The sequence below is a fragment of the Lentihominibacter faecis genome (genome assembly GCF_014306095.1).
In the GTDB taxonomy this organism is placed as follows: domain Bacteria; phylum Bacillota; class Clostridia; order Peptostreptococcales; family Anaerovoracaceae; genus Lentihominibacter; species Lentihominibacter faecis.
In genome coordinates this window covers 1-26328 of sequence record NZ_JACRWC010000009.1, presented here as the reverse complement: position 1 = coordinate 26328, position 26328 = coordinate 1, and the positions used below count along the sequence as shown (strand labels likewise).

Sequence of the window (26328 nt, the reverse complement as noted above, 5' to 3'; positions counted from 1 at the left end):
TGTGTATAAGAGACAGCTGTAATACAGAATACCCCGTTTCCTTCTGCAAAGTCCCCGTCGGGGATTTTCTGGATGCGGGCGTTTCGGTGGTTCGGGAAAAATAACCTGATCTGGCGCGAGATGATGCGGTCAGGTTATTTTTTCTGTAAAGAAGAGGATTTTCGTCTGAGAAATGCTCTGTGTGAAGCTATGTAGGGTGCATTTTTTGTGAGAAAATAACCGGGAGGGACCATAGATCTTAAATTGTGGTATTTCTGGCACACTGTATGGGAATATTTTCCTTTGAAATAACCTTTACATCATCATAAATTCATATAGTGGTATTTTTACCGTGCGGGGATAACTTAATTGAAAATTTCAGGACAATCAGGATATTCTGTCCGCTGCGGCAAGATACGGCATTCAGGATCGGTGCAGCTTTGCCATTACAGCTCTGCAAACAGGGCGTGAAAGTCTTTCTTGTGCTCGGCTTTACAGACCAGGTAGTAGGTGACGGTGGCGTCCGCGTCGGAGACGGGGACGAAGACCCGGCCGGGTGGGGTTTTCTGGTAATGTTCCCCAAGTTCCGTGGCGAAGAACGGCAGTGATGAGGCTCGGATCAGTTCGTTGAAGCTGAAACGATCGCTCTGGGTGAGAAAGCGGGAGTCTGGCATCCGGTCTTTGACGAAATTCCAGAATCCGATGTCCGGCATGAGCAGCATGTTTTCCCCGTTCATTTCTGAGAAGGAAAGGCTTTCCCATTGGGCATACTTATGGTCTTTCGGGAGGCCGAACAGCAGGGACTCCGTGCCGCATTCTTTGCAGAAAAACTGGCTGCCCGAAGGGCTTTCGTGGGTGACGACTAATTGATAGACGTTGTTTTTGAGATCTTTTAACAGCCGGTCTTCCCGGTCCATTTCCGTTTGCAAAGACATCCCGGGGAACAGGTTGGCGATCATCGGAGCCAGGGTCCACACGGGAGCTGGAGCGCAGATCCCAAGAGTGATGGTACGGCTTTTGCGGTCGAAATCCCGGACTCTGGTGATGAAGGAATCTGCATCGTCCAGCAGCTTTCTGGCCAGCTCCAGCGCGTACTCGCCATTCTTGTTTAATTCCAGTTTGTTTTTACTTCGTTCAAAGAGAGAGATACCTAGGTCTTCCTCTAATTTTTTCATGTTTCTGCTGAGGGCTGGCTGTGACAGGTGAAGCACTTCAGTGGCTTCCGACAGCGTTCCCGCTTCTGCAAAGGCCGCAAGCTGGCGCAGTTCATACAATTCGATCATAGCAGTCTCCTTTAGTATAAATAATATTTATAGCAGTATAAAAGGCTGGCATTGTACATTTCTTATAAAATGCAGTAAAATACAGCTAACAAGAGAAAAATATCATTACAGATCCGGAGCTGGTTGCTATCGGTGAAAAATACGGTAAAACAGCGGCGCAGGTGGTTCTGAGATGGAACGTGCAGCGCGACGTTTCCATCATCCCGAAATCGGTTCACGTGGAGAGGATGGAACAGAACATCGACATCTGGGATTTCGAGCTGACGGAGGAAGAGATGGGTCAGATCTCCGCAAAGGATCTGGGTCACAGCGGGATCGTGGATCACAGCGATCCGGCGTTCGTCAAGTTCATCTGGCAGTATCATGCAGAATAATAATTACAGGGATACGATCAGGATTTAGAAGACTTAGAGGGTGTATTGAGATCATGCCGCCAGGGCAGGCAGGAAACTGTTTGTTCTGGCGGCTTTTTATGTTGAGATATTTTATCTGCTTTGATTTTTTTTCGAAATAGCTGCGACCAGTTTCAGTCAGTATTACCTTTCGGAAGTGCATGGACTGACTGAAATCTGTGGCGGGGAAGCAAGCGTTTGACGTTGTCTTTGCAGAATGCCTGATTATCCTTGGGCAATGCCTTTGCAGAATGAGCGGCCCTTGGGAAATGCTTTTGCAGAATATCCTGTTTTCTCCTGCAAAGAGCCTGCGGGGGATTTTTTGCAGCGTCGGGCGTTGGGCTAGATGTCTGGTTATGCTATAATACCGCGATTTAAGGGAAATGCCCTGGAAAAAGATAGTCGATTATCGCAGAATAAATGGAAATCATCAGTTAGGGTAATCGGCGATGATCGGACCTGTGATTATTATCCTAACATGGGCGAGCCTGTGTGATTGGGATAGTTTAGGGCGGGCAGACAGCGAGCGTCGAGCAGAAAATAACTTTTCAAGTATAATAATTCGTCAGCGGGGTATTTTGCGTGATCGGAGAAGAGCCGAGAAGCGGGAAACTATCCTTTATAGCAGGGTGGGGAGGGATTGGTGGTATTTTTATGATATTTCAATCCCCTGAATAAAGAATAGACAAGGTTTTCGGATATTCGGCAGGTTTCGTTTTTTCTCGGCAAATTGTCTGACTTTTTTCTTGACAAGGCTCTGTTCGACAACGGATAATAGAGAGGTTGAAACATTTATATAGCGATTATAGTGATCGAAACAGCGGGGCCAGAGATGGCCTCGTTTTTATATTGGAGATTTTTAATGGATGCAACTCGTGCCGGGTTTGTGGCTGAAATCATTTCAGTCAGTTTTGATGGTCGAAGGTGGGCAGACTGACTGAAGCATGAAGCAGGAAAGAGCGCCAGTCGTTTGTGAGAGGGCATCAGGAATCTGTTTTCCGTCAGTTTGAAGGATAAGCTGGCCTAATACTGACTGAAAATGGGTGTGGCAAAGAACCTCGTCAGCCTGGGCAGGGAGGATTGGCGATACTTTTCAGTCAGTCTTGAGTATAGGACAGCCTTGAACTGACTGAAAAGTGAAATTGGAAAGCTAGCAGGGCATCGGTGAGAAAAAGCTTGGGTATGTTTTCCGTCAGTCGTGAATGAGATAGGGGAGAAAACTGACTGAAAACACACGGCGGAAGTTCGAGGCAAGGGTTGGCAAGAGCAGGCTCACTGTCACCTTTTGCTGAAAAATATGCTATACTTATGGCATAGACAAGAATCTGATACAGGAGTGAGACTATGATCGACAACATACTGGTTCGCGGTGCGAAAGTACATAATTTGAAGAACATTGACGTGGACATCCCCCTTCACAAGATCGTGGGGATCGCAGGCGTGTCCGGATCGGGAAAATCCTCTCTGGCGCTGGGCATTTTGTATGCGGAGGGTTCGCGGCGATATCTGGAGGCGCTGTCCACCTACACAAGGCGGCGGATGACCCAGGCGTCGGAGGCGGCGGTGGATGAAGTGCTGTACGTTCCGGCGGCACTGGCGCTAAGGCAGAGGCCGGGCGTTCCGGGAATCCGGAGTACGTTCGGCACGGGAACGGAGCTGCTCAACAGTTTGCGGCTCATGTATTCGCGTCTGGCGAGTCATCGGTGTCCTAACGGTCATTATGCAAAGCCCTCTCTAGCGGTAGCGGCTGGAAAAGCGCTGGTCTGTCCGGAGTGTGGCGTATCTTTTTATGCTCCGGCGGCAGAAGAACTGGCTTTTAATTCTCAGGGAGCATGCCCCGAGTGCAGCGGCACGGGAATGGTTCGGACTGTAGATATGAATACGCTGGTGCCGGACGATTCCCTGACTATCGACGAGGGTGCGGTCGCCCCGTGGAACAGTCTCATGTGGTCTCTTATGACTGATGTGTGCCGGGAAATGGGCGTTCGAACAGATATTCCGTTTCGCGATCTAACGGAAAAGGAAAAAGAAATCGTCTACCACGGCCCTGCAGAAAAGAAGCATATCCTGTATCAGGCGAAGAAATCCAATCAGGCTGGAGAGTTGGATTTTACGTATTATAATGCAGTGTACACGGTGAAAAACGCGCTGGCCAAGGTCAAAGATGAGAAGGGCATGAAGCGGGTGGAAAAATTCCTGAAAGAAGACGTCTGCCCTGTGTGTCATGGGACGCGGCTTTCCCAGAAGGCCCGGTATCCGAAGCTGCGGGGGATCACCCTGGATGAGGCGTGCACCATGGCGCTCTCCGATCTTGTGGAGTGGGTACAGGGCGTGCCGGAGTCTTTGCAGGAAGAACTGCGGCCTATGGCGGAAAGCATCTGCAGTGCCTTTACCAACACAGCGAAACGGCTGCTGGAGCTGGGACTGGGATACCTTTCTCTGGATCGTTCGGCGGCGACTCTTTCGACGGGAGAGCGGCAGCGGATGCAGCTTGCCCGCGCCGTTCGCAACCGGACCACGGGCGTTCTTTACGTGATGGACGAGCCGTCCATCGGCCTCCATCCTTCCAATATCAAAGGCTTGACCGGCGTCATGAACGATCTGGTGGCCGACGGTAATTCCATTATTTTAGTAGATCACGATACCCAGATCCTGAAAGAGTCTGACTGGATCGTGGAGATGGGCCCGCAGGCGGGGGCAGAAGGCGGATACGTGATCGCACAGGGCACGACGGATTCTGTTATGAGAGATCCGGTTTCCCAGATCGGCCCGTTCCTGTCGGGTGAAGCGGGGAGCAGGATCCGCCATGTGGTCGATCCTGCCGCTATGTTCGAGGAAGGATCCATTTATCTTTCAACGGGAGCCATCCATACGGTTAAGCCTCTTGAAATCCAGATCCCCAAAAGCCGTCTGACGGCCGTTTGCGGTGTGTCTGGTTCCGGGAAAACCACCATGATCCTGGAAAGTCTGGTGTCGGGGCTGCAGGCGCAGCTTGTGGAGAAGCCTTTGCCGGATCATGTAAAGACACTTCGCGCAGACGGCATCCGGCATGTCAAGCTGATCGACGCGACTCCTATCGGTATCAACGTCCGCTCGACGGTAGCGACCTATGCCGGAGTGCACGATGAACTGCGAAAACTTTACAGTAAAACGCCTGCGGCAAAGGAACGAAAGCTGAAAGCCGGAGCGTTTTCCTATAATACTGGATCGCTGCGTTGCCCGGAATGTAACGGAACCGGCGAGGTGAACCTGGACGTGCAGTTTTTGCCGGACGTCAATATCCCGTGCCCGGACTGCAAAGGCAGCCGCTACGGCGATGAGGCGTATGAGATCAAGCTGACCAACAAAGCAGGGGAAAGTGCGTCGCTGCCGGAGCTGATGGCCATGAACGTGGATACCGCCATCGAATTTTGCAAAGATATGAAAAGCGTCTGTCGGAAGCTGGAGGTTCTGAAGACTTTAGGACTGGGCTACCTGACGCTGGGAGAAGAAACGCCGAGCCTTTCCGGTGGGGAGGCGCAGAGATTGAAGCTGGCCAACGAGATCGGCAAGACCCAGAGTGACTCCGTGTTTGTATTTGACGAGCCGTCTATCGGGCTCCATCCGCTGGATGTACAGGTGCTTCTGAGCGTGTTCCAGATCCTGCTGGATCACGGCGCGACTCTTATCGTCATCGAACACGATCTGGATGTGATCCGTAACGCGGACTATATCATCGACATGGGCCCAGGCGGCGGAGAAAGCGGTGGCCGCATCATCGCGACTGGAACGCCGGAAGAAATCCGATGCGACGAGGAGAGCGTGACAGGGTGGTATTTCTAAATGCGGGAGCGCAGGAACTGGGAGAGGGTAGCAGTGACTGTTTCCTCCCAGCCGCTGACGAAAACCGTTTCAGTCAGTTTGGGCTTTCACAGGTGTGCAGACTGGCTGAAAACAGGTCGAGAGTGGTATTGCTGTCGCTTGAGCATAACGCCTTGGAGATGTGTTTCAGTCAGTTTAGGGATTGAGATGCCATTGGACTGACTGAAATCTGCAGCAAAGGAGGCCGTTGGATGCTGGCTAGAGAGTACTGGGTGGATTCTTTCAGTCAGTTTTGCAGGGCAGCAATAGAGAAACTGACCGAAAACATTTTGGAGAAGCGTGCAGGAAGCACTCGCAGGACAGCCGCAGAAAAAGCACTGAAGAACGATTTGCAGGAATGCCGCAGATGAAACTGGAGGAACACTCTTTGCAGAATGAAAAGAAGGAGGCGAACTATGAAAAAATACTTTTTCCCGCTGGTGCTGCTGGCGGTGTTTGAAGCGGTGGCCGTGGTGCTTTGGCTGACGCGGGACAATTTGTTTTATCTGTTTAATTTCAGTTATATCGGCGTGTCCGTTTCGCTGGGCGTCTTTCTTTTCGTGAAAAAATACCGGCATGCCCGGAGGATCGTGCAGCTTCTGGTGGGGCTGTATATGCTAGTGTATCTGGGGCTGATCTGCGGAGAGAATATGCAGATCGAGGGGTTCTGGTATTATCTGTTTACCGGGGTGTTTGAAGCGGCGACGATTCATTATGCCGTTGCAAAGATCTTCGGGCCGCTGCTGTTTGGCCGGGGCTGGTGCGGCTATGCCTGCTGGACGGCGATGGTGCTGGACTTTTTGCCGTTCAAAGTGCCGGGGAAGCCGGAGAATGAGCGGGAGCGCGGGGAGCGTTGGAGTCGCCGGAACATTGGCTGGATGCGGTACGTGATGTTCGCGATTTCGCTAATTTTCGTGGCGGCGCTGTTCCTGGCCCATGTGGGTAATATCGAAAAAATCATGTTCTGGGCATTCATCATAGGAAATATTATGTATTACGGGCTGGGAATCCTGCTGGCTTTTATCTATCAGGACAACCGCGCTTTTTGTAAGTATCTCTGTCCAATCACGGTGTTCTTGAAGCCGATGAGTTATTTCGCGCTGATCCGTGTGAAATGCGATGAAAGCAAGTGTATTTCCTGCGGCAAGTGCAGGAAGGTCTGCCCTATGGAAGTGGATATGCTAGATCCGTCCAAGCGTCGAAAGAACGGTACGGAATGTATCTTGTGTCTGGAATGTAAGCGGAACTGCCCGGTGGATGCGCTGTAGAAGAATGACGCAACTGCAAGTTGCTTGCGGGAGAAGAAAAGCTGATGTACCATGTCCTTATGGAGGAATGAACGATGGAAACGAAAGATATTATTTTAGAGCTCCGCACAAACAGCGGGATGTCACAGGATGATCTTGCGGAAAAGGTGATGGTGACTCGGCAGGCGGTATCGCGCTGGGAAACCGGGGAAACTGTACCGAATACGGAAACGTTGAAGCTGTTGTCGCGAGTGTTTGATGTTTCAATCAACACGCTTCTGGGAATGCCGAGACAGCTGGTCTGCCAATGTTGCGGGATGCCGCTGGAGGATTCTACGATCAGCAAAGAGCCAGATGGCGATTTTAATGAAGAGTACTGTAAATGGTGCTATGCGGACGGGGAGTTCAAGTACACCAGCAAGGAGCAGCTGATTGATTTTTGTGCAAAGCATATGGCGACCGAGGAGTGGCCGGAAGAACAGGTTCGGGTGCATATGGAAGCCGTCGTGCCGAAGCTGAATCACTGGAAATGAAGACATAAAAAAGTCCCCATGTAGGGCGTCCGCTTGATACGGAGCCGGGCAGCATGAGGGCTTTTTGCTTGTCGATTTATATGGGCTTCGGAGTCTTTGCAGAAACGAAAGAATCCGCAGGATCCCAAACCTATTTCTTCAGCTTGAGGCCTTCCTGGAAGGCTTCACCGACGCGTTCGGTCACTTTATAGTAGCCGTGAGTGTAAGTATCGAAGGCGATGGCATTGACCAGGGACATATCCAGCTGACCGTTTACCAGTACGCTATCGTCAGCCGTCACGTTTACGACTTTGCCGATGACGCCGCAGCCGTACTCGCCGCCCTGGTATTCGATGAATTCACATTCCAGGCAGAGGGGAAACTCGTTGATGATGGGAGCGTCCACACGTTCAGCCTTGCTGGCAGTCATGCCGCTGCGCTCAAATTTATCAGGAACATCGTTGCCGGATTCTATGCCGAAATAGTCTGCCTCTACCATGTGGGCCGCATCTGCGATACTTACGGTGAAAGCGCCTCTGGCTTTGATATTTTCTACGGTTTTATGAGTTTCCGTCAGCTTCAGGACTACGTGTCCTCTCGCCTGCATGGAACCCCATGCTGCGTTCATTACGTTCACGCTGCCGTCTTCGTTATAGGTTGCGATCATTAAAACAGGCATCGGGAAGATACCATCGGAATTATTTACTTTTACTCTCATTCTAAGTACCTCTTTCTCTGTATAGAATTGACAGGAACAACTGTCTATCTATCATTATAGTCGGAAACGTAGGAAATTCAAGTAAATCATTTGTCTGGTAGAAAATAGATCGTGAAATTTTATGTTTAATAAAATTGACAAAATAGAGAGTTTCGTTTAATATATTAAACATAAGAGGTGAGAGCATGAGCAAGAAAACCGTAGTAATTTTACCAGAAACGCAGAGAATATTAGAGAGGATGGGCGATCAGATCAAAACGGCCAGATTAAGAAGGAATCTGGCGACAGAACTGGTTGCAGAACGAGCGGGGATCAGTCGCGCCACCTTATGGTCGGTAGAAAAGGGATCGCCGACCGTAGCAATCGGAATCTATGCAGCAGTGCTCCATGCGTTAGGCGGCATGGACAAGGATCTGGAACTGGTAGCGAAAGACGATGAACTGGGCAGAAAGCTGCAGGATCTGAATCTGGTCACCAGGAAACGGGCGAAAAGGGGATAAGGAAATGGAAGTATTCGTATATGAAAATTGGAGTGATACGAATCCTGAAAAGTTAGGAACATTATTCGTAGATGGGAATAAAGGAAAAGAAGTTGTTTCCTTTGAATATAATATAGAATGGTTGCAGGAACATCCATGCTCATTTTTCTTTGATCCGGATCTAGCGTTATATCAGGGGAGGCAGTACACTCCGTTAGGGAAAAACATGTTTGGTGTTTTCGCAGATTCTTGCCCTGATCGCTGGGGAAGGTTGCTGATGAAACGCAGAGAAGCTGTTTTAGCGAAAAAAGAGGATCGCAAGCCAAAGCGACTGACTGAAATGGATTTTCTGCTAGGAGTTTACGATGAAACGAGGATGGGCGCTTTGCGCTTTGCAGAAGAAGAAAACGGCCCTTATCTTGCAAATGATCAGGATCTGGCAACTCCGCCATGGACAACCCTTAGAAAGCTTGAATCCGCATCGCTGGCCTTTGAAAAGAACGATGACGGGATGGAGGAACTATGGCTTAAACAGCTTGTAGCACCGGGGTCTTCTCTTGGCGGAGCAAGACCTAAAGCTTCTGTAGAGGCGCCGGACGGTTCTTTATGGATTGCAAAGTTCCCGTCTCAGAATGATGATATGAATAAGGGTGCATGGGAAATGGTGGTTCATGATCTGGCGGTGATGTGCGGACTGGATGTTCCGGAAGCCAGGTTAGAGAATTATTCTAGGAATGGAAGCACTTTTTTGATCAAGAGATTTGATCGAGCTGGGACGCAGAGAATCCACTATTCCTCAGCGATGACAATGCTGGGAAGAACTGATGGAGCGCATGCTGCTGACGGAGCTGGATATTTGGATCTGGTTTCTTTTATTAAGCAGTATGGAGCGGCTCCGAAGAAAGATCTGCAGGAATTATGGCGTAGGATCGTTTTTAATATGGCAGTGTCCAATACAGATGATCATTTGAGAAATCACGGATTCCTTTTATTAAAGGAAGGATGGCGCTTATCTCCAGTCTTCGATGTAAATCCTGATGCGGATGGGGATGTGCTGTCGCTCAATGTTGACGAAACCAATAATTTAATTGACTTTAAATTAGCAGCATCAGCAGCCTCAATGTATGAAATACCGGTGCAGCAGGTCTGGACTATCATAAACGACATAAAAGAGATCGTGGCGGAGCACTGGAAAAAGCTTGCGAATCAGTATGGGGTTTCACGCAGTGAAATAGAACTTATGACGCCGGCCTTTGATATGAGATTTAAGGAGTAACATTGAAATAAAATGTAACATTTTAAATTTTCGAAAAATTCTTGCATTCTGTGAGCTGCCGTGCTATAATACAATCACAGAGAGGAGAAACTTTAGAAAGAAGGTGATTCCACCAGAAATGATTCAGGAAGAACAAATATAATACCAGTTGCGGATGTTGAAACCCCGGAAGCCAGGATAGCTCCCATGAGAAGGCCGGCACGGAAACAGCCAAAGCGGAAACTTCACAGAACCAAATGAGCAGAAGACGAAAGGGCGGTCAGACGATCGCAGAAAAGAAGCAAAGGATTGCAAGTCACGGGCATCAGAGGTCAGAAGATGAAAGCTTTGGGAAAAGGAAGTGTTTCGACGGAAGGACTGGTATTATTATTTTTTTGTGCTTTTTTGACGGCGTGAAATACCAGAATCACATTGCTATTCACGACGGGAGCATTTATAATAGAGAAAGCAAATTGGAGAATAACCGTAAGCAGTAGAGAATATGCAGTAGAAAATATACGGAAGGAATAGATCATGAATCGCAAAAAAATACTCGGAATCATCTTTGTTATCGCAGCGCTTGTATGCCTTCACGGCTTTTCGACGGCCATGTCCCGCGAGGACGGTCACACGACGAAGACCATGGAACAGATCGAGAAGGCTGTTTTCCTGCAAAACGGTAAAGTAGATAAAGACAATGAAGGCAAACCTGTCATCGTGAGAGGCAAGCTGCACACTGCCAAGAGTGCACATGATACGCAGCTGGATCTGACGTTTGATTCTGCTTATGTAGAACGAAGAATGGAGACGTTGGGAGATAACGGGAAATGGACAGAAGAGGAAGATGGATCCGCAGCTTATTTCGGGAAAGCTACGCTGGGAGAATTCAAGCTGTCTAAAGATTTTCTCAAAGATATCAAATTGACCAAGGGTTACACTGAATTTCGAAATTCAGAACTGGATAATCTGACTGTCAAAGGGAAGTATGTCTACGAATCGGATACGAAGCGGTATCAGTATTCCTATATTCCGGATCGTAAGGAACTGACTCTGGTAGGCACTCAGAACGGCAAGACTCTGGAGGAGATCCGGGGAATCGAGTGCGTGCGGGAAGGAAGCCTTTCCAAGGCTGATTTGAAGAGCGATGAACATGAACTGAATATGCCATACCTGATCGGATCGGCAGTGCTTTCGGCATTGTTTATTGTGCTTGCCTGCTGGATGCTGGGGCTGTTTTCCAAGCGAAAGAAGGAAGAAGAACCATCCGTCATTGAGGAAGCCTGGCCGGAAGAAGAACTGGGACCGGATCCTATCGATCAATGGCTGGATGAGGAAATCAACGAGGCGGAAATGATGGAGCCGGAAGAAACGGATGCGGAAGAATATGGCACTGAGACGGCAGAAAGTCCGCAGAACATCAAGCTGCTGGATGATCTGGAAGCACTTCGCGCAGAGCTGGAAGGCCGCAGAGAGGAGTTTCAGGAGGATGCTTCTGATGAGGTCGATGAGACAGTAGCTGATACAGAAGCAGAAATGCTGTCAGTCCTGCAGAACAGCTGGGCGATAAAACAGCAGAAAAGGAAGTCTGCTCAGACCAGCAGCCTGCATCAGCGGAGCAGAAAAAAGCCGCAGAAAAAAGATAGTAAAGCCGGCAAATCAGGCAAGAAAAAGCAGGTAAGACGGAGAAGATAAAGCTCTACGATTCATTTTACGCAAGCTTTACAATCTTTTTGTTGACATCACCAAAAAAGTGTGGTATTTTTGTTAATAAATCAAGAATAATACAAACCGTTGAGGCGGAGATCAAAGCAGTAGATGCGCCCACAGAGAGCTCGGGATGGTGGGATCCGGGTGGAGATGCAGATTGCCAAATGGACCGCTGAGGGCGCAGTGAACCGTGCCGGGATTTCGATCTGCACCAAGTATTCTGCGACGTGAGGGCATACGTCAGTTGCCGGGAATATGATAGTATTTCACAGAGAGCATGGAGAGATCCATGAAACAAGGTGGCAACGCGGGAACATTAACTCGTCCTTGACAGATAGATATATCTGGCAGGGACGTTTTTTTTATGAGCCGCCTGCCGGATCTCCATACCAGAACTACAGGAGGTAAACAACATGTATCCAGATTTGCAGACAGTAAAACAGATCGCAGCGGGTGGGGCGTACAAGCGTGTGCCGGTGTGTTGCGAGATCCTTTCCGATATGTATACGCCAGTCGAGGTGATGCGGATTTTAAGAAAAGCCAGCAGACACTGCTATCTGCTGGAGAGCGCCAGCCAGGAAGAGGCATGGGGTCGGTATTCCTTCCTGGGATACGATCCGACCATGGAAATCACCTGCCTTGACGGCGAGGTGACCATCCGGGAAAACCTGGGAGACGGCACTGAGACGGTGACGACAAAACACGTGGATCATCCGGGAGACACACTCCGTGAGGTCCTGGCCAGATATAAAAGTCCGGTGATGGAAAAAATGCCGACCTTTACCGGCGGTCTGGTAGGCTACTTCTCCTACGATTACATCAAATACAGCGAGCCAAAGCTGAAACTGATCAGCGAAGGGCAGCAGGATTTCCGGGACATGGATCTGATGCTCTTCAACGAAGTCATCGCTTTCGATCATTATCGTCAGAAGATCATGCTGATCACGGGAGTCATGACAGAGGACATCGAAGGTTCCTATCAAAAAGCGGAAGAGACTTTAGAAGACATGGCGAAGCTGATCCGCGAAGGGGAAAAAGAAACCTTCCCGACTTTGCAGCTGAAAACAGAGATCGAGCCGGTCTTCCCGAAAGAACAATACTGCAACATGGTGGAAAAAGCCAAACAGTACATCCGTGAGGGAGATATTTTCCAGGTAGTCCTCTCTGACCCGATGAAGGCGGAAGCAGAGGGCAGTCTGTTCGATACATACCGGGTGCTCCGGGCAGCAAATCCGTCGCCGTACATGTTTTACTTTTCCAGCGACGACATCGAGCTTTCGGGAGCATCGCCGGAAACGCTGGCAAAGCTGGACAACGGCAAGCTGAGCACGTTTCCGCTGGCGGGAACACGGCCGCGTGGCAAAACGCCGGACGAGGACAAAGCCCTGGAGGAAGATCTTTTGCAGGATGAGAAAGAGCTTGCGGAGCACAACATGCTGGTGGATCTAGGCCGAAACGATATCGGCAAGATCAGCCGGATCGGAACCGTAAAAGTAGAGAAATACATGGAGATCGAGCGATTCTCCCACGTAATGCACATAGGATCCACCGTGACCGGAACGATTCGTGAAGACAAGGATGCTGTGGATGCGGTAGACGCGATCCTGCCGGCAGGGACTCTTTCGGGAGCACCGAAGTTCAGAGCGTGCCAGATCATCGACCAGCTGGAAAACAACAAGCGAGGCGTGTACGGCGGAGCCATCGGCTACCTGGACTTTGCAGGAAATCTGGACACCTGCATCGCCATCCGCCTGGTATATAAAAAGAACGGGACGATCTGCATCCGGTCCGGTGCGGGGATCGTAGCCGACAGCGTACCGGAAAAAGAATTCGAAGAATGTGCCAACAAGGCCAAGGCTGTGATCCAGGCCATCCGGGAAGCAGAGGAGGTATTAAAATGATTTTGCTCATCGACAACTACGACAGTTTTTCTTATAACCTGTATCAGCTCATCGGATCTGTAGAGCCTGACATCAAAGTGATCCGAAATGATGCGCACACCATCGAGGAAATCGAGGCTATGAAGCCGGAAGCTATCATCCTCTCACCGGGTCCGGGAAAACCGGAGGACGCGGGGGTCTGTATCGAGGCCATCAAGTACTTCACCGGCAAGCTGCCGATCTTCGGCGTGTGTCTGGGACATCAGGCGATCTGTGAGGCATTCGGCGGTACGGTTTCTTATGCAAAGGAGCTGATGCACGGCAAGCAGAGCAAGGTGTATCAGGGAGGCATTAGTTCGTTGTTCCGTGGTCTGGGACCGGAATTCAAGGCAGCTCGTTACCACTCGCTGGCGGCGCGCGCGAAGGATTTCCCGGAAGCATTGAAAGTCACGGCGGAGTCGGATGACGGCGAGATCATGGCTTTAGAGCACAGAGAATATCCCGTTTTCGGCGTACAGTTCCACCCGGAATCAGTCATGACACCGGACGGTAAAAAAATGATAGAAAATTTTATGGAGGTAGTGAGGAATGATTAAAGAGGCTATTATCAAACTTTCGAAAAAAGAAGATTTAACGTATGAAATGGCAGAGACAGTCATGGATGAGATCATGAGCAGAGAAGCAAGTCCGGTACAGATGTCAGCTTACTTGACGGCACTGGCCATGAAGGGAGAAACCATCGATGAGATCACAGCATCAGCGGCAGGTATGCGTGCACACTGCATCAAGCTGCTTCACGATATGGACGTGCTGGAAATCGTGGGAACAGGCGGCGACGGATCCAATTCCTTCAACATTTCCACAACGGCTTCGCTGGTCATCGCAGCAGGCGGGGTGCCGGTGGCAAAACACGGAAACAGAGCTGCTTCTTCTAAATCCGGTGCAGCCGACGTGCTGGAAGCACTGGGAGTCAACATCACTATCGCTCCGGAACGAAGCGCGGAGATCCTGAAAAAGAGCAACATCTGCTTCCTGTTCGCTCAGAATTATCACGTAGCCATGAAGTACGTGGCACCGATCCGAAAGGAACTGGGCATCCGGACAGTTTTCAACATTCTGGGGCCACTGAGCAATCCTGCAGGTGCCAACATGGAACTGATGGGCGTTTACGATGAAGAACTGGTAGAACCGCTGGCACAGGTCATGGCCAAGCTGGGGGTGGATCGCGGCATGGTGGTATACGGGCAGGACAGCCTGGACGAGATCTCCATGTGCGCACCGACCTCCGTCTGTGAGATCCGGGACGGCTGGTTCCAGTCTTATGAACTGACGCCGGAGCAGTTCGGATACAAGAGATGTGATAAGAAGGAACTGACAGGTGGTTCGCCTGAGGAAAATGCGGAGATCACGAGAGCGATCCTGTCGGGCGAAGAACAGGGTGCAAAACGGCAGGCCGTCTGCCTCAATGCAGGCGCAGCCCTCTATATCACCGGTAAAACGGATACGATCGAAGCCGGCGTCCGCATGGCAGAAAAACTGATCGACAGTGGTGCGGCAGCAAAGAAACTGGAAGAATTCATTGCAGAAAGTTTAAGGTAGCAAGATGAATATATTAGAAGAAATCGCAGAAAGGACCAGAGTGCGGATAGCGGAGGAAGAGGCTGCAAAGCCTCTGGCGCAGCTTCGTAAGGAGGCAGAAGCCTTGTGGGAAAAAGAGCTTGCTCAGGGCGTCAATCTGCCGCTGAAGCCTTTGCAGGAAGAGGCTGGAGAGTCTTCTGCAAAGAGCTCTGCCGAGGCTGGCGGAAGGCCGGGGAGATATAGGTTTTATCGAGCTTTGCAGAAAGAAGGCATGTCTTATATCTGTGAGGTGAAGAAAGCGTCGCCGTCTAAAGGGCTGATCGCAAAGGAGTTCCCGTATGTGAAGATTGCCAAGGAGTATGAACTGGCGGGCGCGGCGGCTGTTTCGTGTCTGACGGAACCGTACTATTTCAAAGGCTCGGATGATTATTTGAGGGAGATTGCGGAGACGATCTCCATACCTGTTTTACGTAAAGATTTTATTGTAAACCCATACATGATCTACCAGGCAAAGCTTTTGGGAGCGGCGGCGATTTTATTGATCTGTGCTATACTGGATGATGAACAGCTTGTTGAATATCTGAAGCTTGCGGACTCGCTGGGCCTGGATGCTCTGGTGGAAGCGCACGATGCCGAGGAAGTGGCGCGGGCACTGAATGCGGGCGCGCAGATCATCGGAGTCAACAACCGGGATCTGAAGACGTTTGAGGTGGATGTGAGAAACAGTATCCGGCTGCGGGAGCTGGCGCCAAAAGAGGTACTTTTTGTATCAGAAAGCGGCATCAAGACTAGCGAGGACATACGAAAACTCTATGAAAATGAAGTGGATGCAGTGCTGATCGGTGAGACGCTTATGAGAAGCGACGATAAGAAAAAAGCACTGGAAACGCTGAATGGAGAAGCACTAAAATGAGTAATTTATGTGACTTGAGGCAGGATGCGCAGCGCCTTGCGGAGCAGAATACCAGGATAAAAGTCTGCGGGCTGAAACGGCCGGAAGATATCGAGTGGGTGAATCTGGCAAAACCGGATTTTTGCGGATTTATAGTGGAGTTTCCGAGAAGTTCCCGGTGTGTAAGCCGTGAACTTTTAGCGGAATTGACTGCACAGCTGGATCCTGAGATCATCCCGGTGGGAGTGTTCGTCAATGCACCTGTGAAGCTGCCGGCAGAGCTGGCAGAGTCCGGTGTGATACGGGCGATCCAGCTGCATGGCCAGGAAGATGAGGAATATATCAGAAGGCTTCGGAAGCTGATTGGTGGCGATATTCCGGTGATTCAGGCATTTTCCGTACAGACTGCGGAAGATCTGCAGCGAGCGGCGGAAAGCAGTGCCGATTATGTTTTGCTGGATCAGGGCAGCGGCGGAACGGGAAAAACCTTTGACTGGAGTCTGGCCGAAGGCTTTACAAGACCGTTCCTGCTGGCGGGAGGTCTGGGCACAGACAACCTGGCGGAAGCCATCGAGCGGCTTTCTCCGTGGGCGGTGGATCTTTCCAGCAGCCTGGAGATCGGCGGGCTCAAGGACAGGGACAAGATCATAGAAGCAGTAAATATCGTTCGCAGCTTCGAACAGTTAAAATAGGGAATGAGGAACAGGAGGAACAAGATGACAGATGGAAGATTTGGTGTCCACGGTGGCCAGTATATCCCGGAAACATTGATGAACGCGGTACTGGAACTGGAAGAGGCATATTTGAAATATAAGGATGATCCTGAATTTAACAAAGAGCTTGAGGAGCTTTTGAATGAGTACGCTGGACGTCCGTCACGGCTGTATTACGCGGCGCACATGACGGAGGACCTGGGCGGTGCCAAGGTGTATCTGAAACGCGAGGATCTCAATCACACAGGGTCTCACAAAATCAACAACGTACTGGGGCAGGTGCTTTTGGCTAAAAAGATGGGCAAGACTCGTGTTATCGCAGAGACCGGAGCAGGACAGCACGGCGTGGCGACAGCGACAGCGGCAGCTCTCATGGGAATGGAGTGCGAAGTGTTCATGGGTAAGGAGGATACGGAACGTCAGGCTTTGAACGTGTACCGGATGCGTCTTTTAGGTGCAAAGGTCCATGCGGTCACTTCCGGAACGGCTACGCTGAAGGATGCGGTTTCTGAGACCATGAGAGAGTGGACAAGCCGGATCGAGGATACTCATTATGTGCTGGGTTCCGTCATGGGGCCTCATCCGTTCCCGACTATCGTGCGTGATTTTCAGGCGGTGATTTCCAGGGAAATCAAGGCACAGATGCTGGAAAAGGAAGGAAGGCTGCCGGATGCGGTGCTGGCATGTGTTGGAGGCGGATCCAACGCTATTGGAACTTTTTATAACTTTATAGACGATAAAGATGTGCAGCTCATCGGATGCGAAGCGGCAGGCCGCGGGATCAACACAGCTGAAACGGCGGCGACCATAGCGACAGGACGACTGGGGATCTTCCACGGCATGAAGTCTTATTTCTGTCAGGATGAGTATGGCCAGATCGCACCGGTCTACTCCATTTCGGCAGGGCTGGATTATCCGGGTATCGGACCGGAGCACGCCAATTTATATGATACAGGAAGAGCTCAGTATGTACCGGTCACAGATGACGAAGCAGTCGATGCGTTTGAATACCTTTCGCGGATCGAGGGAATCATACCGGCTATCGAAAGCGCTCACGCAGTCGCTCATGCACGCAAGATCGTGCCGCAGATGGACAAGGATCAGATCGTTGTCATCACCATTTCGGGACGCGGCGATAAAGACTGCGCCGCAATCGCACGTTACAGAGGGGAGGATATCTATGAATAAGAAAATAGCAGAAGCATTTGCTGATGGAAAGGCGTTCATTCCTTTCGTTACCTGCGGGGATCCATCGCTGGACGTAACGGAGCAGCTGGTTTATGCCATGGCGGAGGCCGGGGCAGATCTGATCGAACTGGGTATCCCGTTTTCGGATCCGACTGCAGAGGGACCGGTGATACAGGCGGCCAATGTGCGGGCACTTTCAGGCGGTGTGACGACGGATAAGATCTTTGATATGGTGGTGCGGATCCGTCAGAAGACAGATATTCCAATGGTGTTCATGACTTATGCTAACGTGGTCTATTCTTATGGTACGGAGAGTTTTATCGCAAAAGCTGCCGATATCGGTATGAACGGACTGATCCTGCCGGACGTGCCCTTTGAAGAAAAGAAGGAATTCGACAGCGTCTGCAAAACCTACGGCTTAGATCTGATATCACTCATCGCGCCTACATCTCACGAGCGGATCACGCGCATTGCAAAGGAAGCGGAAGGCTTCGTGTACTGTGTTTCATCTCTTGGTGTCACAGGAATGCGATCTGCCATCACAACGGATATCGGTGCTATGGTAAAGCTGGTGAAGGCTGCAAAGAATATTCCGTGTGCCGTAGGCTTTGGAATCTCGACACCGCAGCAGGCCGGTGAAATGGCTGCAAAATCCGACGGAGCCATCGTCGGATCCGCTATCGTCAAACTCTGCGAAAAGTACGGAGCGGACTGTGTGCCACATGTAAAGGAATATGTGACAGCCATGAAGGAAGGCGTACTGAGAGGGTAGGTGAAGAGAGAATGCCTGGAGTGTGATTGCCTGCATGAGAGCACTGGCAGAAAAACAGTCGACATTAAGAAATGAAAAATAATTAACCTTTTATAAAACGATCGCCTGGAAGCTGTGGGAAAAGCGATCGTTTTTTTGTTGGGAAACTGTGAGTCGGCGCAGTCGCTTTTTCTCAATAGCTGTGAATGGGCGCTCGAAAATCGATTTCAGTCAGTTTGGATGATATCGAGGGGTAATACTGACTGAAATCAATTTGCGATTAGTTGTGAGTGAACGTGTCAATGTGTTGGCTTACAAATGCTGGATGACGTTTCAGTCAGTCTAGTGATAGTTAGGGGCGTCGACTGACTGAAATCCGAAATGCTGTTGTCCGGATATGAAATTTAGAGCGTGCTAGCGCAGTGATTTCAGTCAGTTTCAGTCATAAAAGGAGGGGCAAATGACTGAAATAAGTTTTGGACTTTTCTTGCTTGCATGATCGAGACTGTTAAGGTATGATGGAAAAAAGTGCACGAGATGAAATTCAGGATTTCTTTGCAGTTCATCATGAAGGGAGGTAATTTATGAAGGATAAATTATCGAAGAAAGCGGTGCTGATCGAGGCTCTTACGGGAATTGTTCTGCTGGCTTATGTGGGATATCGGATTTACCGATGTGCTGTTACATCGATTGCTCTGGCTGTTTTTCCGTTTATGATTTCCTGCGTGGTTATCGTTCTGCTCGGTTTTACTGCAGCAGCGCTCTGCGAATATTTTTCATCCCGGAGAAAAGATGCGATGAGCTTACGCAGGGTCGCTCGACACTTGATCGAAGGTGTTTTGCTGGCGGTCGTTATCATCATAATATGTGTTGTAATTCTTGTCGCCGGTGGATTTGGGAACTCTTCTGATAGAGGATATGTTAATTCTGATCCTGATGGTGCAATCATGAAATATTTGCAGGAAGAGAGAGCCGTTACTGCCTCGAAAGCTGACTTGGAGCAAATGATCGCCGGAGACTTTGCAGATGGAAATGTACAGTATTACGTGATGAAGGAATCAGCAAGCCGGGATTCTTCAGATGCGCCGGTCATATACGTTTTGAGCATCACAAAAGAAAAGGACGCGTACCGCTGCCAGAAGGTCAGCGCGGATGTTTCGCTGGAGTCGGAAAGCGTCATTCCCGTTGGCGATTTCTCTGTTCATGCAAAGACGGATGCTGCGGGTGAGGTGATTGTTTTCGTTGAAAGGGATAGCGAGCAATAGGAACACGGAAAAAATGGGAGGTGAATCGGTATGTATGGAGCTATTTTAGGAGATATGATAGGAAGTCCTTATGAGTTCGATCAGGGGAACAAATCGAAAGTGTTCCCGCTGTTTACAGGGGAGTCGCACTTTACGGATGATACGGTGATGACTATCGCTGTGGCGGAGGCGCTGATGAAAACGGCAGGAGATCCAGACGATGGGGTGGTGCGGCAAGCACTGGTGGATCGATTGCAGTACTGGGGCAGGAAATACCCGGATGCAGGATATGGAGCACGATTTACAGGCTGGCTGCAGCAGGAGCATCCGCTGCCTTATGGAAGCTACGGCAATGGTTCGGCGATGCGTGTCTCTGCAGCGGGATGGCTGACGGAAACTTTGCAGGAGACCAGGCGGCTGGCGAAGCTGTCAGCGGAAGTGACCCATGATCACCCGGAGGGGGTCAAAGGTGCAGAGTCGGTGGCGAGTGCTATATATCTGGCAAGAAAGGGACACGATAAGAATGACATTCGAGAGTATGTGGAAGCGGCGTTCGACTATGATCTGAGCCGTACCTGTGATGAGATCCGTCCGGATTATCATCACGTGGAGTCGTGTCAGCAGACTGTTCCGGAAGCTTTTGCCGCATTTTTAGAAGGCGAATCTTTTGAGGACGTGATCCGCACGGCGGTATCTTTAGGTGGAGACTGTGATACTTTGACTGCTATAGCCGGAAGTATAGCGGAAGCGTATTATGGCGTGCCGAAGGAGTTACAGGAAGAATGCAGGAAACGGCTGGACAAAGATCTGCTGCTGGTGCTGGATGGGTTTATGGAGCGTATCATGTAATTGTAGGAGGATGAATGACTGGTCGTGGACTTTACAGCGAGCAGCGATTGCGATATAATTTTATTATATGGCTAAAAAGGAGTATCAAAATGTCAGACTACATTACAACATATACAGGAAACCACATAGATCCGGCGGATCCGGATCCGGAGGCGATCTCGATCCGGGATATCGCCCACGCGCTGTCGCTGATCTGCCGGGGCAATGGTCACGTGCGGAATTTCTGGTCAGTAGGACAGCACTGCCTGGACTGTGCCCACGAGGCGCAGGCACGAAAGCTGTCACCGCGAATGATCCTGGCGTGTCTTTTGCACGATGCGTCGGAATGCTATATGTCGGATGTACCAAGACCGATGAAAAAACATATGCAGGAATATCAGAGACAGGAAAAGGGAATCTTAAAAGTGATTTTTGAAAAGTTCCTGGGCTCTGATTTGACGACGGCGGAAATCAGAGAACTAAAGGAAATCGACGATGCCCTTTTGTGGCACGATCTGGAGACGCTCCTGGCGGAGATGCAGCATGGACCGATGCCGGATCTGCACATCAAAATCGACTTTTCATTCCGGCCGTTCAAGGACGTGGAACGGGACTACCTGGAGCTGTTTTATCAGTATTACGGCAAGTAGAGAGGAGTATGGGATGCAAAAATTAGCGATATTAGTAACAAGACTCTCTTCCTGGGTGCTGTCGAAAATGGGCCGGGGCGGATCTATGCCCGGCAGACTGGGGATCAAGATCGCGCCGGATTGTCTGAATCATTTAAAATTCGGCGGACCGGTGATCCTGGTGACCGGGACAAACGGCAAGACCAGCACGGCAAACATGGTTTCCGATCTGATGGAGGAAGCCGGATATAAGGTGGTCACCAATCGCAAAGGGGACAATCTGCGGGTCGGTATCACATCGACGCTGCTGTCCCACTGCAGCCTTTCAGGGCGGGTGAAGGCAGATGCGGCGGTCCTGGAAGTGGACGAGCTGAACATGAAATACATCGTTCCGGCGCTGCCGGTGACAGCCATCGTCGTGAACAACTTTTTCCGCGATCAGCTGGACCGGGCAGGGGAAATGGAAAGGATCATCGATACCATCGAGAGTGTACTTCCGGACTACCAGGGAGACTTGATCTTAAACGGAAACGATCCAAACGTTGTCCGGCTGGCGATGGCAGCTCCAAACGCACGTAAAATTTATTTCGGAGCGGCGAAAAACGCTTCCACTGTGGAGCATTCCGCAGAAGCTGCAGAGGGCAAGTTCTGTCCGAAATGCGGCTCGCGGCTGGAATATGATTTTTATCAGTATTCTCATATAGGGCAGTTCCACTGCAGCAGTTGTGATTTCGCGACGCCGAAGCTGGATGTGTGTCCGGACGAGATAGATCTGGATGCTCATACATTCCGGTATGATGGTCATGTGTACCCGATGGCATCGGATGGTCTGTATTCGCTTTATAACTGCGCGGCGGTGCTGGCGGCAGCCAGATCCGCCGGGGTGGATCCGAAGCTGGCGGAGAAGGTGTTTGCGAGAGCGGAGCGACCGGCGGGCCGAAATGAGAGGTTCGAGAAGGCCGGGCGGGACTGCATCCTCAATCTGGTGAAAAATCCGACTGGTGCCAACGAGGTCATGAAAGTCATCGAAAAGGATCCTGCAAAAAAGACGATAGTCATCGTCCTCAACGACAATGCGCAGGACGGCAGGGATATCAGCTGGATCTACGACACGGTCTTTGAAAAACTCATGGATGACTCCACGGAGGAGATCATCTGCACGGGAACGCGCGCCTGGGATATGGCGCTTCGGATCTATTACGGCGGTTTTACCGGAAAGATCCGCCCCGAAGAATCGATGGAAGCAGCTGTGCATGAGGCTTTGCAGGCTCCGCATGTATACGCTGTTGCCACGTACACGGCGCTGCTGCCGACGCGAAATACGATCGTAAAGGAGATGGGACTGTGAGAGTATGCTGGATGTACCATGACATCATGGATCTATATGGGGACAAGGGAAACATGCTGGTCTTGAGCAAACGCTGCAAAGATCGGGGCATCCCGTTTGAGCTGGATACCTGCGGGATCGGAGAAGAGAAAGATCTGTCGTCTTACGATCTGCTGTTTTTTGGCGGCGGGGCCGATAAAGAGCAGCTTTCGCTGATCCCGGATCTTTTGAGCCGCAAAGAGAATATTGCAAAGGCTATCGATGAAAAAACGTTCGTGCTGCTGATCTGCGGCGGCTATCAGATGTTTGGCAAGTATTATGTGGCGGCGGACGGCAGCAAAATCGAGTGTCTGGGATTTTATGATTACCGCACGGAAACCGGAGCTGAGGGAAGTCGCTGTATCGGAAATATCGTTATCGATGCGCAGCTTGATGATCTCCACACGAAAATGGTGGGTTTTGAAAACCATGGCGGGCAGACTGTCGGGGTGGATCACCCGCTGGGGAAGGTGCTTTACGGATGCGGCAACAGCTTTGATGCAGGCTGGGAAGGCTTTTATGACGGGAAGGTCCTGGGAACGTATCTTCATGGACCTCTTCTGCCGAAAAACCCGAAGATCGCTGATTTTGTGATCACGAAAGCTTTGCAGAAAAAAGATCCCGGATTTCAGATGTCGGATCTGCAGCCGCTGGATGACACTCTGGAAAACAGCGCGCGGGAAGCACTGTTTAAGAGATTTGAAATCGAGGGGGACAAGTAGTGTACTTTGGAAACATCTAAAGACTGTTCCGAAATAGGAACAAAACCTACAGAAAATCAAAAAGTGTTCTGCATTCAGAGCACTTTTGTTTTTATAAATACTGACATAATTTTGTTTTTCTCTTGCAATCCTTATGAAAATCTGCTAAAGTACATCAGGTAAGATAAAGACAGTTCGTGACCATCCTGTCTATAAACAAAACTAGGGATTTTATTTCGAATATTTTTTGAGATCTAAGAGATGTTCCCGGGGTCAGCCTTGCGGGCGTCTCTTTTTTTCGGCTTTTCTGCGGGTCTGCAGTTCCTTTTGCCGGTGCTTACCGGTTTTCTGCAAAGACACCTTCGCGGATCCCGGTTCTTTCGGCGTTTCGAAAACGCCTTTCCCTTGCTTTGCAAAAATAAAACATAGGTGGTCACCATACCAATAGAGAGAAAGGACGACGTATGGGACAGATGGAAAATCCGGTTCGCTACAGCGTGATCACGGAGAAAAATCCGCGGGAGATCGTCATGCTGCGAGGCAGCGGCTGCCGTTTTTTAAGGTGTCGTTTTTGTGACTATCATCTGGATTCTTCGCGGGATCAGGCGGCAAATGACCGCATCAATAAAGAGGCGCTCAGCCATGTGACAGGGCAGTATCACAGCTTGGAAGTCATCAATTCGGGCAGTTTCCTGGAGCTTTCGGAAGAAACTATGGCAAGGATCGAGCGGGTGTGTCTGGAAAAACACATCACTCAGCTGCGCTTTGAGATCCACTGGATGTACCGGGAGCATGTGAAAAAGTGGCGGGAGCACTTTGCAGAAAAAGGGATCACGGTAAAAATAAAAATGGGCGTGGAGACGTTTGACGACGCTTTCCGAAGAGAGGTGTTCGACAAGGGTATGGAAGGTGTCACGCCGCAGGATGCTGCAAAGGTGGCGGATGAGGTTTGCCTTTTGTTTGGCGTAACGGGGCAGACGGTGCAGTCCATGCGATACGATATCGAGACAGGGCTTCGGTATTTCGAACGGATCTGCATCAACATCATGGTGGAGAACACGTCGCAGATCCAACCGGATCCGCAGGTGATCAAGATGTTTGTCGACAATTTTTACGAGATATACAAGGATGATCCGCGAGTAGATATTTTACTGGAAAATACGGATTTTGGAGTAGGAGGAAAACGAGATGAATGAGATATTATTAGTGGCAAGTTTATTTGTGATCTACGGATGCGTGCTGCTGGCGTACCGGCTGTTTGGCAAGAGCGGGCTGTACTGCTTTACGGCCATCGCGACTATCACCGCTAACATCGAAGTGCTGATCATGGTGAAAGCCTTCGGCATGGAGCAGACGCTGGGAAACATCCTGTTTGCATCCACCTTCCTGGTAACGGATATCATCAGTGAGATCGAAGGGAAAAAAGCGGCCAAGAAAGCGGTCAACATCGGGATATTCACCTCGGTGTTTTTCATCATCGTCTCCCAGTCCTGGCTGCTGTATCATCCGGCAGCAAGCGACTGGGCGCAGCCGGCGATCCGCGAGATCTTCTCCAATACACCGCGGCTGATGCTGGTGAGTGTTCTGGTGTACGCGATCTGCCAACGGTTCGACGTATGGGCGTATCACAAGTGGTGGGCGCTGACGAAAAAGCGCTTTCACGGTGATTCCCGGCGGGCACTGTGGCTGAGAAACAACGGATCGACGATGATTTCCCAGCTGCTCAACACGATCCTCTATACCTTCGGGGCATTCTGGGGCATGTACGAGATCCCGACACTGATCAGCATCGCTCTTTCTAGTTACGTGATCTTTATCGTGACCAGTATCGCCGACACTCCGTTCGTCTACCTGGCGCGTCGGATGCACGAAAAGGGACTGGTGGAGTAGTCTTTGCTTTATTTCTTCCGCTCTGCGCGGTAGACTAGAAACGGTAGCTTTTCCCGTCCGACCTGATGATGAAATTCCATTTCCCGACCGGAAGTCTGGCCGATGATTTTGGACTCGGTTACTGCAAAGCCATTTCGCTGCAGCGAGGCCTTGGCATAAGAAAAACTCATGCGCTCCGTCATCAGATCGGGATGCTCTTTCTGAAACGCCCTGATGCTTCGGGGCGTTTTGCAATAGTCCAGGAAAAGACCGATTAGCGGCGCGTCTTTTGCAAGCCAGTGTGAGAGGACATTGTAGGGCGTACGGTTGTAGGTGAAAATGCAGTTGTTAGCGGAAAAATCATCCAGGTATAGATCGACGGCTCCGCTGCAGAGAGGGGCAGCATCAAGATCGCCGGCAATATAGATGATGGCAGATGCTGCATCCTGCAGGTATTCCTGGAATTTTGCGATCCGGGAAAGGGACGGATCTGTGATGATAATAGTGGTGTCTTCATCGAATTTTGTATAATACTGGAGCAAAAAATTAAAGGTGAACGGCCCTGCCAGCATGGTGAGGGAATCTCTGTTCTGCGGGATCTGATGATACATCCAGAGATAAGATTTCTCCATGAGTGAGCGATACTCTTTGCCGTATTCTTCTGTGATATAGGCTACAGATTCAATGTTTTCGTAGGCTTTAAAGGGGGTTACATCTGTGTGCCCGGTGCAGAGTAAAATGCCATCCTGAATGGTGGCATGGTAGCCGCAGGAGCAGGAAAGTGAAGCGTCCAGAATATGGGTTCCGTTCAGGTGAGCATTCTGCATTTGGAGCGGAGCATTGCAATGCGGGCAGGCCAGTTTTTCCAGAAACATCAGGGGGATTCCTGGCATTCTTTTTTTGAGGGAAGCAGTTTCTGTTTTTTGTGTGGAACGGTAAATTTCCTCATCCAGATCTTTGATGGTTTGCTGTAAAGTGTCCAGATCCTGATTCAACTGCAGTTTTTTCTTGTTCAAAAGTTCCAGAAATTGCCGGGATACCGACTGATCCTGTAGTTGGGAGTTCCTTTGCAGAAAGAAGAGAAGCTCAATTTCGCTGAGGGAAAAGTAAAAAGATTTATAGCGAAGGATCTTCTCCATATCCTTCATGCAGTCATCGTCGAAAACGTACTGGTTGTTGCGGCGCTGCGGCGTTAAAAGTCCGCGTTCTACATAATAGCGGACGGCGGACACATTCATATTGTATTTTTCTGCAAAGGCTCCGATTCTCATAAGCCT

25 protein-coding genes are annotated in these 26328 nt (G+C 50.1%); 22 read left to right on the top strand and 3 right to left on the bottom strand.

Features of this window, described 5'->3' with window-relative positions; genetic code table 11:
* Positions 1-425: 425 nt before the first annotated feature.
* The gene (locus H8876_RS00555) at positions 426-1262 is read right to left on the bottom strand and encodes a LysR family transcriptional regulator (RefSeq protein ID WP_249286116.1); all 837 of its coding nucleotides are present in this window, start codon (positions 1260-1262) and stop codon (positions 426-428) included.
* Between the two features lie 101 nt (positions 1263-1363).
* On the opposite strand from H8876_RS00555, the gene H8876_RS00550 reads away from it, so the two are divergent.
* From H8876_RS00550 to H8876_RS00530, 5 genes are all read left to right on the top strand, one after another.
* Positions 1364-1636, top strand: coding sequence for an aldo/keto reductase (locus H8876_RS00550; protein WP_346727816.1), 273 nt, complete (start codon positions 1364-1366; stop codon positions 1634-1636).
* Positions 1637-2998: 1362 nt separating this feature from the next.
* Positions 2999-5476, top strand: a complete 2478-nt coding sequence (locus H8876_RS00545) for an excinuclease ABC subunit UvrA (protein ID WP_249286115.1) — start codon at positions 2999-3001, stop codon at positions 5474-5476.
* Between the two features lie 230 nt (positions 5477-5706).
* Positions 5707-5865, top strand: a complete 159-nt coding sequence (locus tag H8876_RS00540; RefSeq protein WP_249286114.1) for a hypothetical protein — start codon at positions 5707-5709, stop codon at positions 5863-5865.
* 45 nt (positions 5866-5910) lie between these two features.
* Positions 5911-6762 (top strand): 4Fe-4S binding protein, encoded by an 852-nt coding sequence (locus tag H8876_RS00535; protein ID WP_249286113.1) that lies wholly within the window; start codon positions 5911-5913, stop codon positions 6760-6762.
* Between the two features lie 74 nt (positions 6763-6836).
* Positions 6837-7274, top strand: coding sequence for a zinc ribbon domain-containing protein (locus H8876_RS00530; protein WP_249286112.1), 438 nt, complete (start codon positions 6837-6839; stop codon positions 7272-7274).
* Positions 7275-7404: 130 nt separating this feature from the next.
* Here the strand turns inward: H8876_RS00530 and H8876_RS00525 are convergent, their stop codons facing one another.
* The gene (locus H8876_RS00525; protein ID WP_249286111.1) at positions 7405-7971 is read right to left on the bottom strand and encodes a flavin reductase family protein; all 567 of its coding nucleotides are present in this window, start codon (positions 7969-7971) and stop codon (positions 7405-7407) included.
* 185 nt (positions 7972-8156) lie between these two features.
* Between H8876_RS00525 and H8876_RS00520 the strand changes: the two genes are divergently transcribed.
* From H8876_RS00520 to H8876_RS00440, 17 genes are all read left to right on the top strand, one after another.
* Positions 8157-8471: a helix-turn-helix domain-containing protein gene (locus H8876_RS00520; protein WP_177265024.1), complete on the top strand. Its 315-nt coding sequence runs from the start codon at positions 8157-8159 to the stop codon at positions 8469-8471.
* A gap of 256 nt (positions 8472-8727) precedes the next feature.
* Positions 8728-9726 carry a type II toxin-antitoxin system HipA family toxin gene (locus H8876_RS00515; RefSeq protein ID WP_249286110.1) on the top strand — a complete coding sequence of 333 codons (999 nt, stop codon included), beginning with the start codon at positions 8728-8730 and terminating at the stop codon, positions 9724-9726.
* Between the two features lie 513 nt (positions 9727-10239).
* Positions 10240-11397 carry a hypothetical protein gene (locus tag H8876_RS00510; RefSeq protein WP_249286109.1) on the top strand — a complete coding sequence of 386 codons (1158 nt, stop codon included), beginning with the start codon at positions 10240-10242 and terminating at the stop codon, positions 11395-11397.
* Between the two features lie 428 nt (positions 11398-11825).
* Positions 11826-13313: an anthranilate synthase component I gene (trpE, locus tag H8876_RS00505; protein ID WP_249286108.1), complete on the top strand. Its 1488-nt coding sequence runs from the start codon at positions 11826-11828 to the stop codon at positions 13311-13313.
* The gene (locus H8876_RS00500; RefSeq protein WP_249286107.1) at positions 13310-13888 is read left to right on the top strand and encodes an anthranilate synthase component II; all 579 of its coding nucleotides are present in this window, start codon (positions 13310-13312) and stop codon (positions 13886-13888) included. The genes trpE and H8876_RS00500 overlap by 4 nt, the downstream gene beginning before the upstream one ends.
* The gene (trpD, locus tag H8876_RS00495; protein WP_249286106.1) at positions 13881-14891 is read left to right on the top strand and encodes an anthranilate phosphoribosyltransferase; all 1011 of its coding nucleotides are present in this window, start codon (positions 13881-13883) and stop codon (positions 14889-14891) included. The genes H8876_RS00500 and trpD overlap by 8 nt, the downstream gene beginning before the upstream one ends.
* Positions 14892-14895: 4 nt before the next feature.
* The gene (trpC, locus tag H8876_RS00490; protein ID WP_249286105.1) at positions 14896-15783 is read left to right on the top strand and encodes an indole-3-glycerol phosphate synthase TrpC; all 888 of its coding nucleotides are present in this window, start codon (positions 14896-14898) and stop codon (positions 15781-15783) included.
* Complete coding sequence (locus H8876_RS00485; RefSeq protein WP_249286104.1) at positions 15780-16454, top strand: phosphoribosylanthranilate isomerase; 675 nt, start codon at positions 15780-15782, stop codon at positions 16452-16454. The genes trpC and H8876_RS00485 overlap by 4 nt, the downstream gene beginning before the upstream one ends.
* 24 nt (positions 16455-16478) lie before the next feature.
* On the top strand, positions 16479-17663 hold the full coding sequence (trpB, locus tag H8876_RS00480; protein WP_249286103.1) for a tryptophan synthase subunit beta: 1185 nt from the start codon (positions 16479-16481) through the stop codon (positions 17661-17663).
* Entirely contained in the window at positions 17656-18435 is a 780-nt protein-coding gene (trpA, locus tag H8876_RS00475) for a tryptophan synthase subunit alpha (RefSeq protein WP_249286102.1), read from the top strand. The genes trpB and trpA overlap by 8 nt, the downstream gene beginning before the upstream one ends.
* Before the next feature lie 563 nt (positions 18436-18998).
* The gene (locus H8876_RS00470) at positions 18999-19679 is read left to right on the top strand and encodes a hypothetical protein (RefSeq protein WP_249286101.1); all 681 of its coding nucleotides are present in this window, start codon (positions 18999-19001) and stop codon (positions 19677-19679) included.
* Between the two features lie 30 nt (positions 19680-19709).
* Entirely contained in the window at positions 19710-20507 is a 798-nt protein-coding gene (locus tag H8876_RS00465; RefSeq protein WP_249286100.1) for an ADP-ribosylglycohydrolase family protein, read from the top strand.
* Positions 20508-20596: 89 nt separating this feature from the next.
* A complete protein-coding gene (locus H8876_RS00460) occupies positions 20597-21136 on the top strand; it encodes an HD domain-containing protein (RefSeq protein ID WP_177265802.1) in 540 nt (179 codons plus the stop codon).
* 13 nt (positions 21137-21149) lie between these two features.
* Entirely contained in the window at positions 21150-22463 is a 1314-nt protein-coding gene (locus H8876_RS00455; RefSeq protein WP_249286099.1) for a Mur ligase family protein, read from the top strand.
* A complete protein-coding gene (locus H8876_RS00450) occupies positions 22460-23203 on the top strand; it encodes a type 1 glutamine amidotransferase (RefSeq protein WP_249286098.1) in 744 nt (247 codons plus the stop codon). The genes H8876_RS00455 and H8876_RS00450 overlap by 4 nt, the downstream gene beginning before the upstream one ends.
* 443 nt (positions 23204-23646) lie before the next feature.
* On the top strand, positions 23647-24378 hold the full coding sequence (locus H8876_RS00445) for a radical SAM protein (RefSeq protein WP_249286097.1): 732 nt from the start codon (positions 23647-23649) through the stop codon (positions 24376-24378).
* The gene (locus H8876_RS00440) at positions 24371-25072 is read left to right on the top strand and encodes a queuosine precursor transporter (protein ID WP_177264319.1); all 702 of its coding nucleotides are present in this window, start codon (positions 24371-24373) and stop codon (positions 25070-25072) included. Before H8876_RS00445 ends, H8876_RS00440 begins: the two co-directional genes overlap by 8 nt.
* Before the next feature lie 8 nt (positions 25073-25080).
* Here H8876_RS00440 and H8876_RS00435 read toward each other — a convergent pair.
* Positions 25081-26328, bottom strand: a 1248-nt coding sequence (locus tag H8876_RS00435) for a MerR family transcriptional regulator (RefSeq protein ID WP_249286096.1), incomplete at its 5' end; no start/stop codon positions are given.

Bases quoted from the DNA above. Each gene is read 5' to 3' on its own strand.
- H8876_RS00555 (WP_249286116.1), bottom strand. From the start codon at position 1,262: ATGATCGAATTGTATGAACTGCGCCAGCTTGCGGCCTTTGCAGAAGCG.
- H8876_RS00545 (WP_249286115.1), top strand. From the start codon at position 2,999: ATGATCGACAACATACTGGTTCGCGGTGCGAAAGTACATAATTTGAAG.
- H8876_RS00540 (WP_249286114.1), top strand. From the start codon at position 5,707: ATGCTGGCTAGAGAGTACTGGGTGGATTCTTTCAGTCAGTTTTGCAGG.
- H8876_RS00535 (WP_249286113.1), top strand. From the start codon at position 5,911: ATGAAAAAATACTTTTTCCCGCTGGTGCTGCTGGCGGTGTTTGAAGCG.
- H8876_RS00530 (WP_249286112.1), top strand. From the start codon at position 6,837: ATGGAAACGAAAGATATTATTTTAGAGCTCCGCACAAACAGCGGGATG.
- H8876_RS00525 (WP_249286111.1), bottom strand. From the start codon at position 7,971: ATGAGAGTAAAAGTAAATAATTCCGATGGTATCTTCCCGATGCCTGTT.
- H8876_RS00520 (WP_177265024.1), top strand. From the start codon at position 8,157: ATGAGCAAGAAAACCGTAGTAATTTTACCAGAAACGCAGAGAATATTA.
- H8876_RS00515 (WP_249286110.1), top strand. From the start codon at position 8,728: ATGAAACGCAGAGAAGCTGTTTTAGCGAAAAAAGAGGATCGCAAGCCA.
- H8876_RS00510 (WP_249286109.1), top strand. From the start codon at position 10,240: ATGAATCGCAAAAAAATACTCGGAATCATCTTTGTTATCGCAGCGCTT.
- trpE (WP_249286108.1), top strand. From the start codon at position 11,826: ATGTATCCAGATTTGCAGACAGTAAAACAGATCGCAGCGGGTGGGGCG.
- H8876_RS00500 (WP_249286107.1), top strand. From the start codon at position 13,310: ATGATTTTGCTCATCGACAACTACGACAGTTTTTCTTATAACCTGTAT.
- trpD (WP_249286106.1), top strand. From the start codon at position 13,881: ATGATTAAAGAGGCTATTATCAAACTTTCGAAAAAAGAAGATTTAACG.
- trpC (WP_249286105.1), top strand. From the start codon at position 14,896: ATGAATATATTAGAAGAAATCGCAGAAAGGACCAGAGTGCGGATAGCG.
- H8876_RS00485 (WP_249286104.1), top strand. From the start codon at position 15,780: ATGAGTAATTTATGTGACTTGAGGCAGGATGCGCAGCGCCTTGCGGAG.
- trpB (WP_249286103.1), top strand. From the start codon at position 16,479: ATGACAGATGGAAGATTTGGTGTCCACGGTGGCCAGTATATCCCGGAA.
- trpA (WP_249286102.1), top strand. From the start codon at position 17,656: ATGAATAAGAAAATAGCAGAAGCATTTGCTGATGGAAAGGCGTTCATT.
- H8876_RS00470 (WP_249286101.1), top strand. From the start codon at position 18,999: ATGAAGGATAAATTATCGAAGAAAGCGGTGCTGATCGAGGCTCTTACG.
- H8876_RS00465 (WP_249286100.1), top strand. From the start codon at position 19,710: ATGTATGGAGCTATTTTAGGAGATATGATAGGAAGTCCTTATGAGTTC.
- H8876_RS00460 (WP_177265802.1), top strand. From the start codon at position 20,597: ATGTCAGACTACATTACAACATATACAGGAAACCACATAGATCCGGCG.
- H8876_RS00455 (WP_249286099.1), top strand. From the start codon at position 21,150: ATGCAAAAATTAGCGATATTAGTAACAAGACTCTCTTCCTGGGTGCTG.
- H8876_RS00445 (WP_249286097.1), top strand. From the start codon at position 23,647: ATGGGACAGATGGAAAATCCGGTTCGCTACAGCGTGATCACGGAGAAA.
- H8876_RS00440 (WP_177264319.1), top strand. From the start codon at position 24,371: ATGAATGAGATATTATTAGTGGCAAGTTTATTTGTGATCTACGGATGC.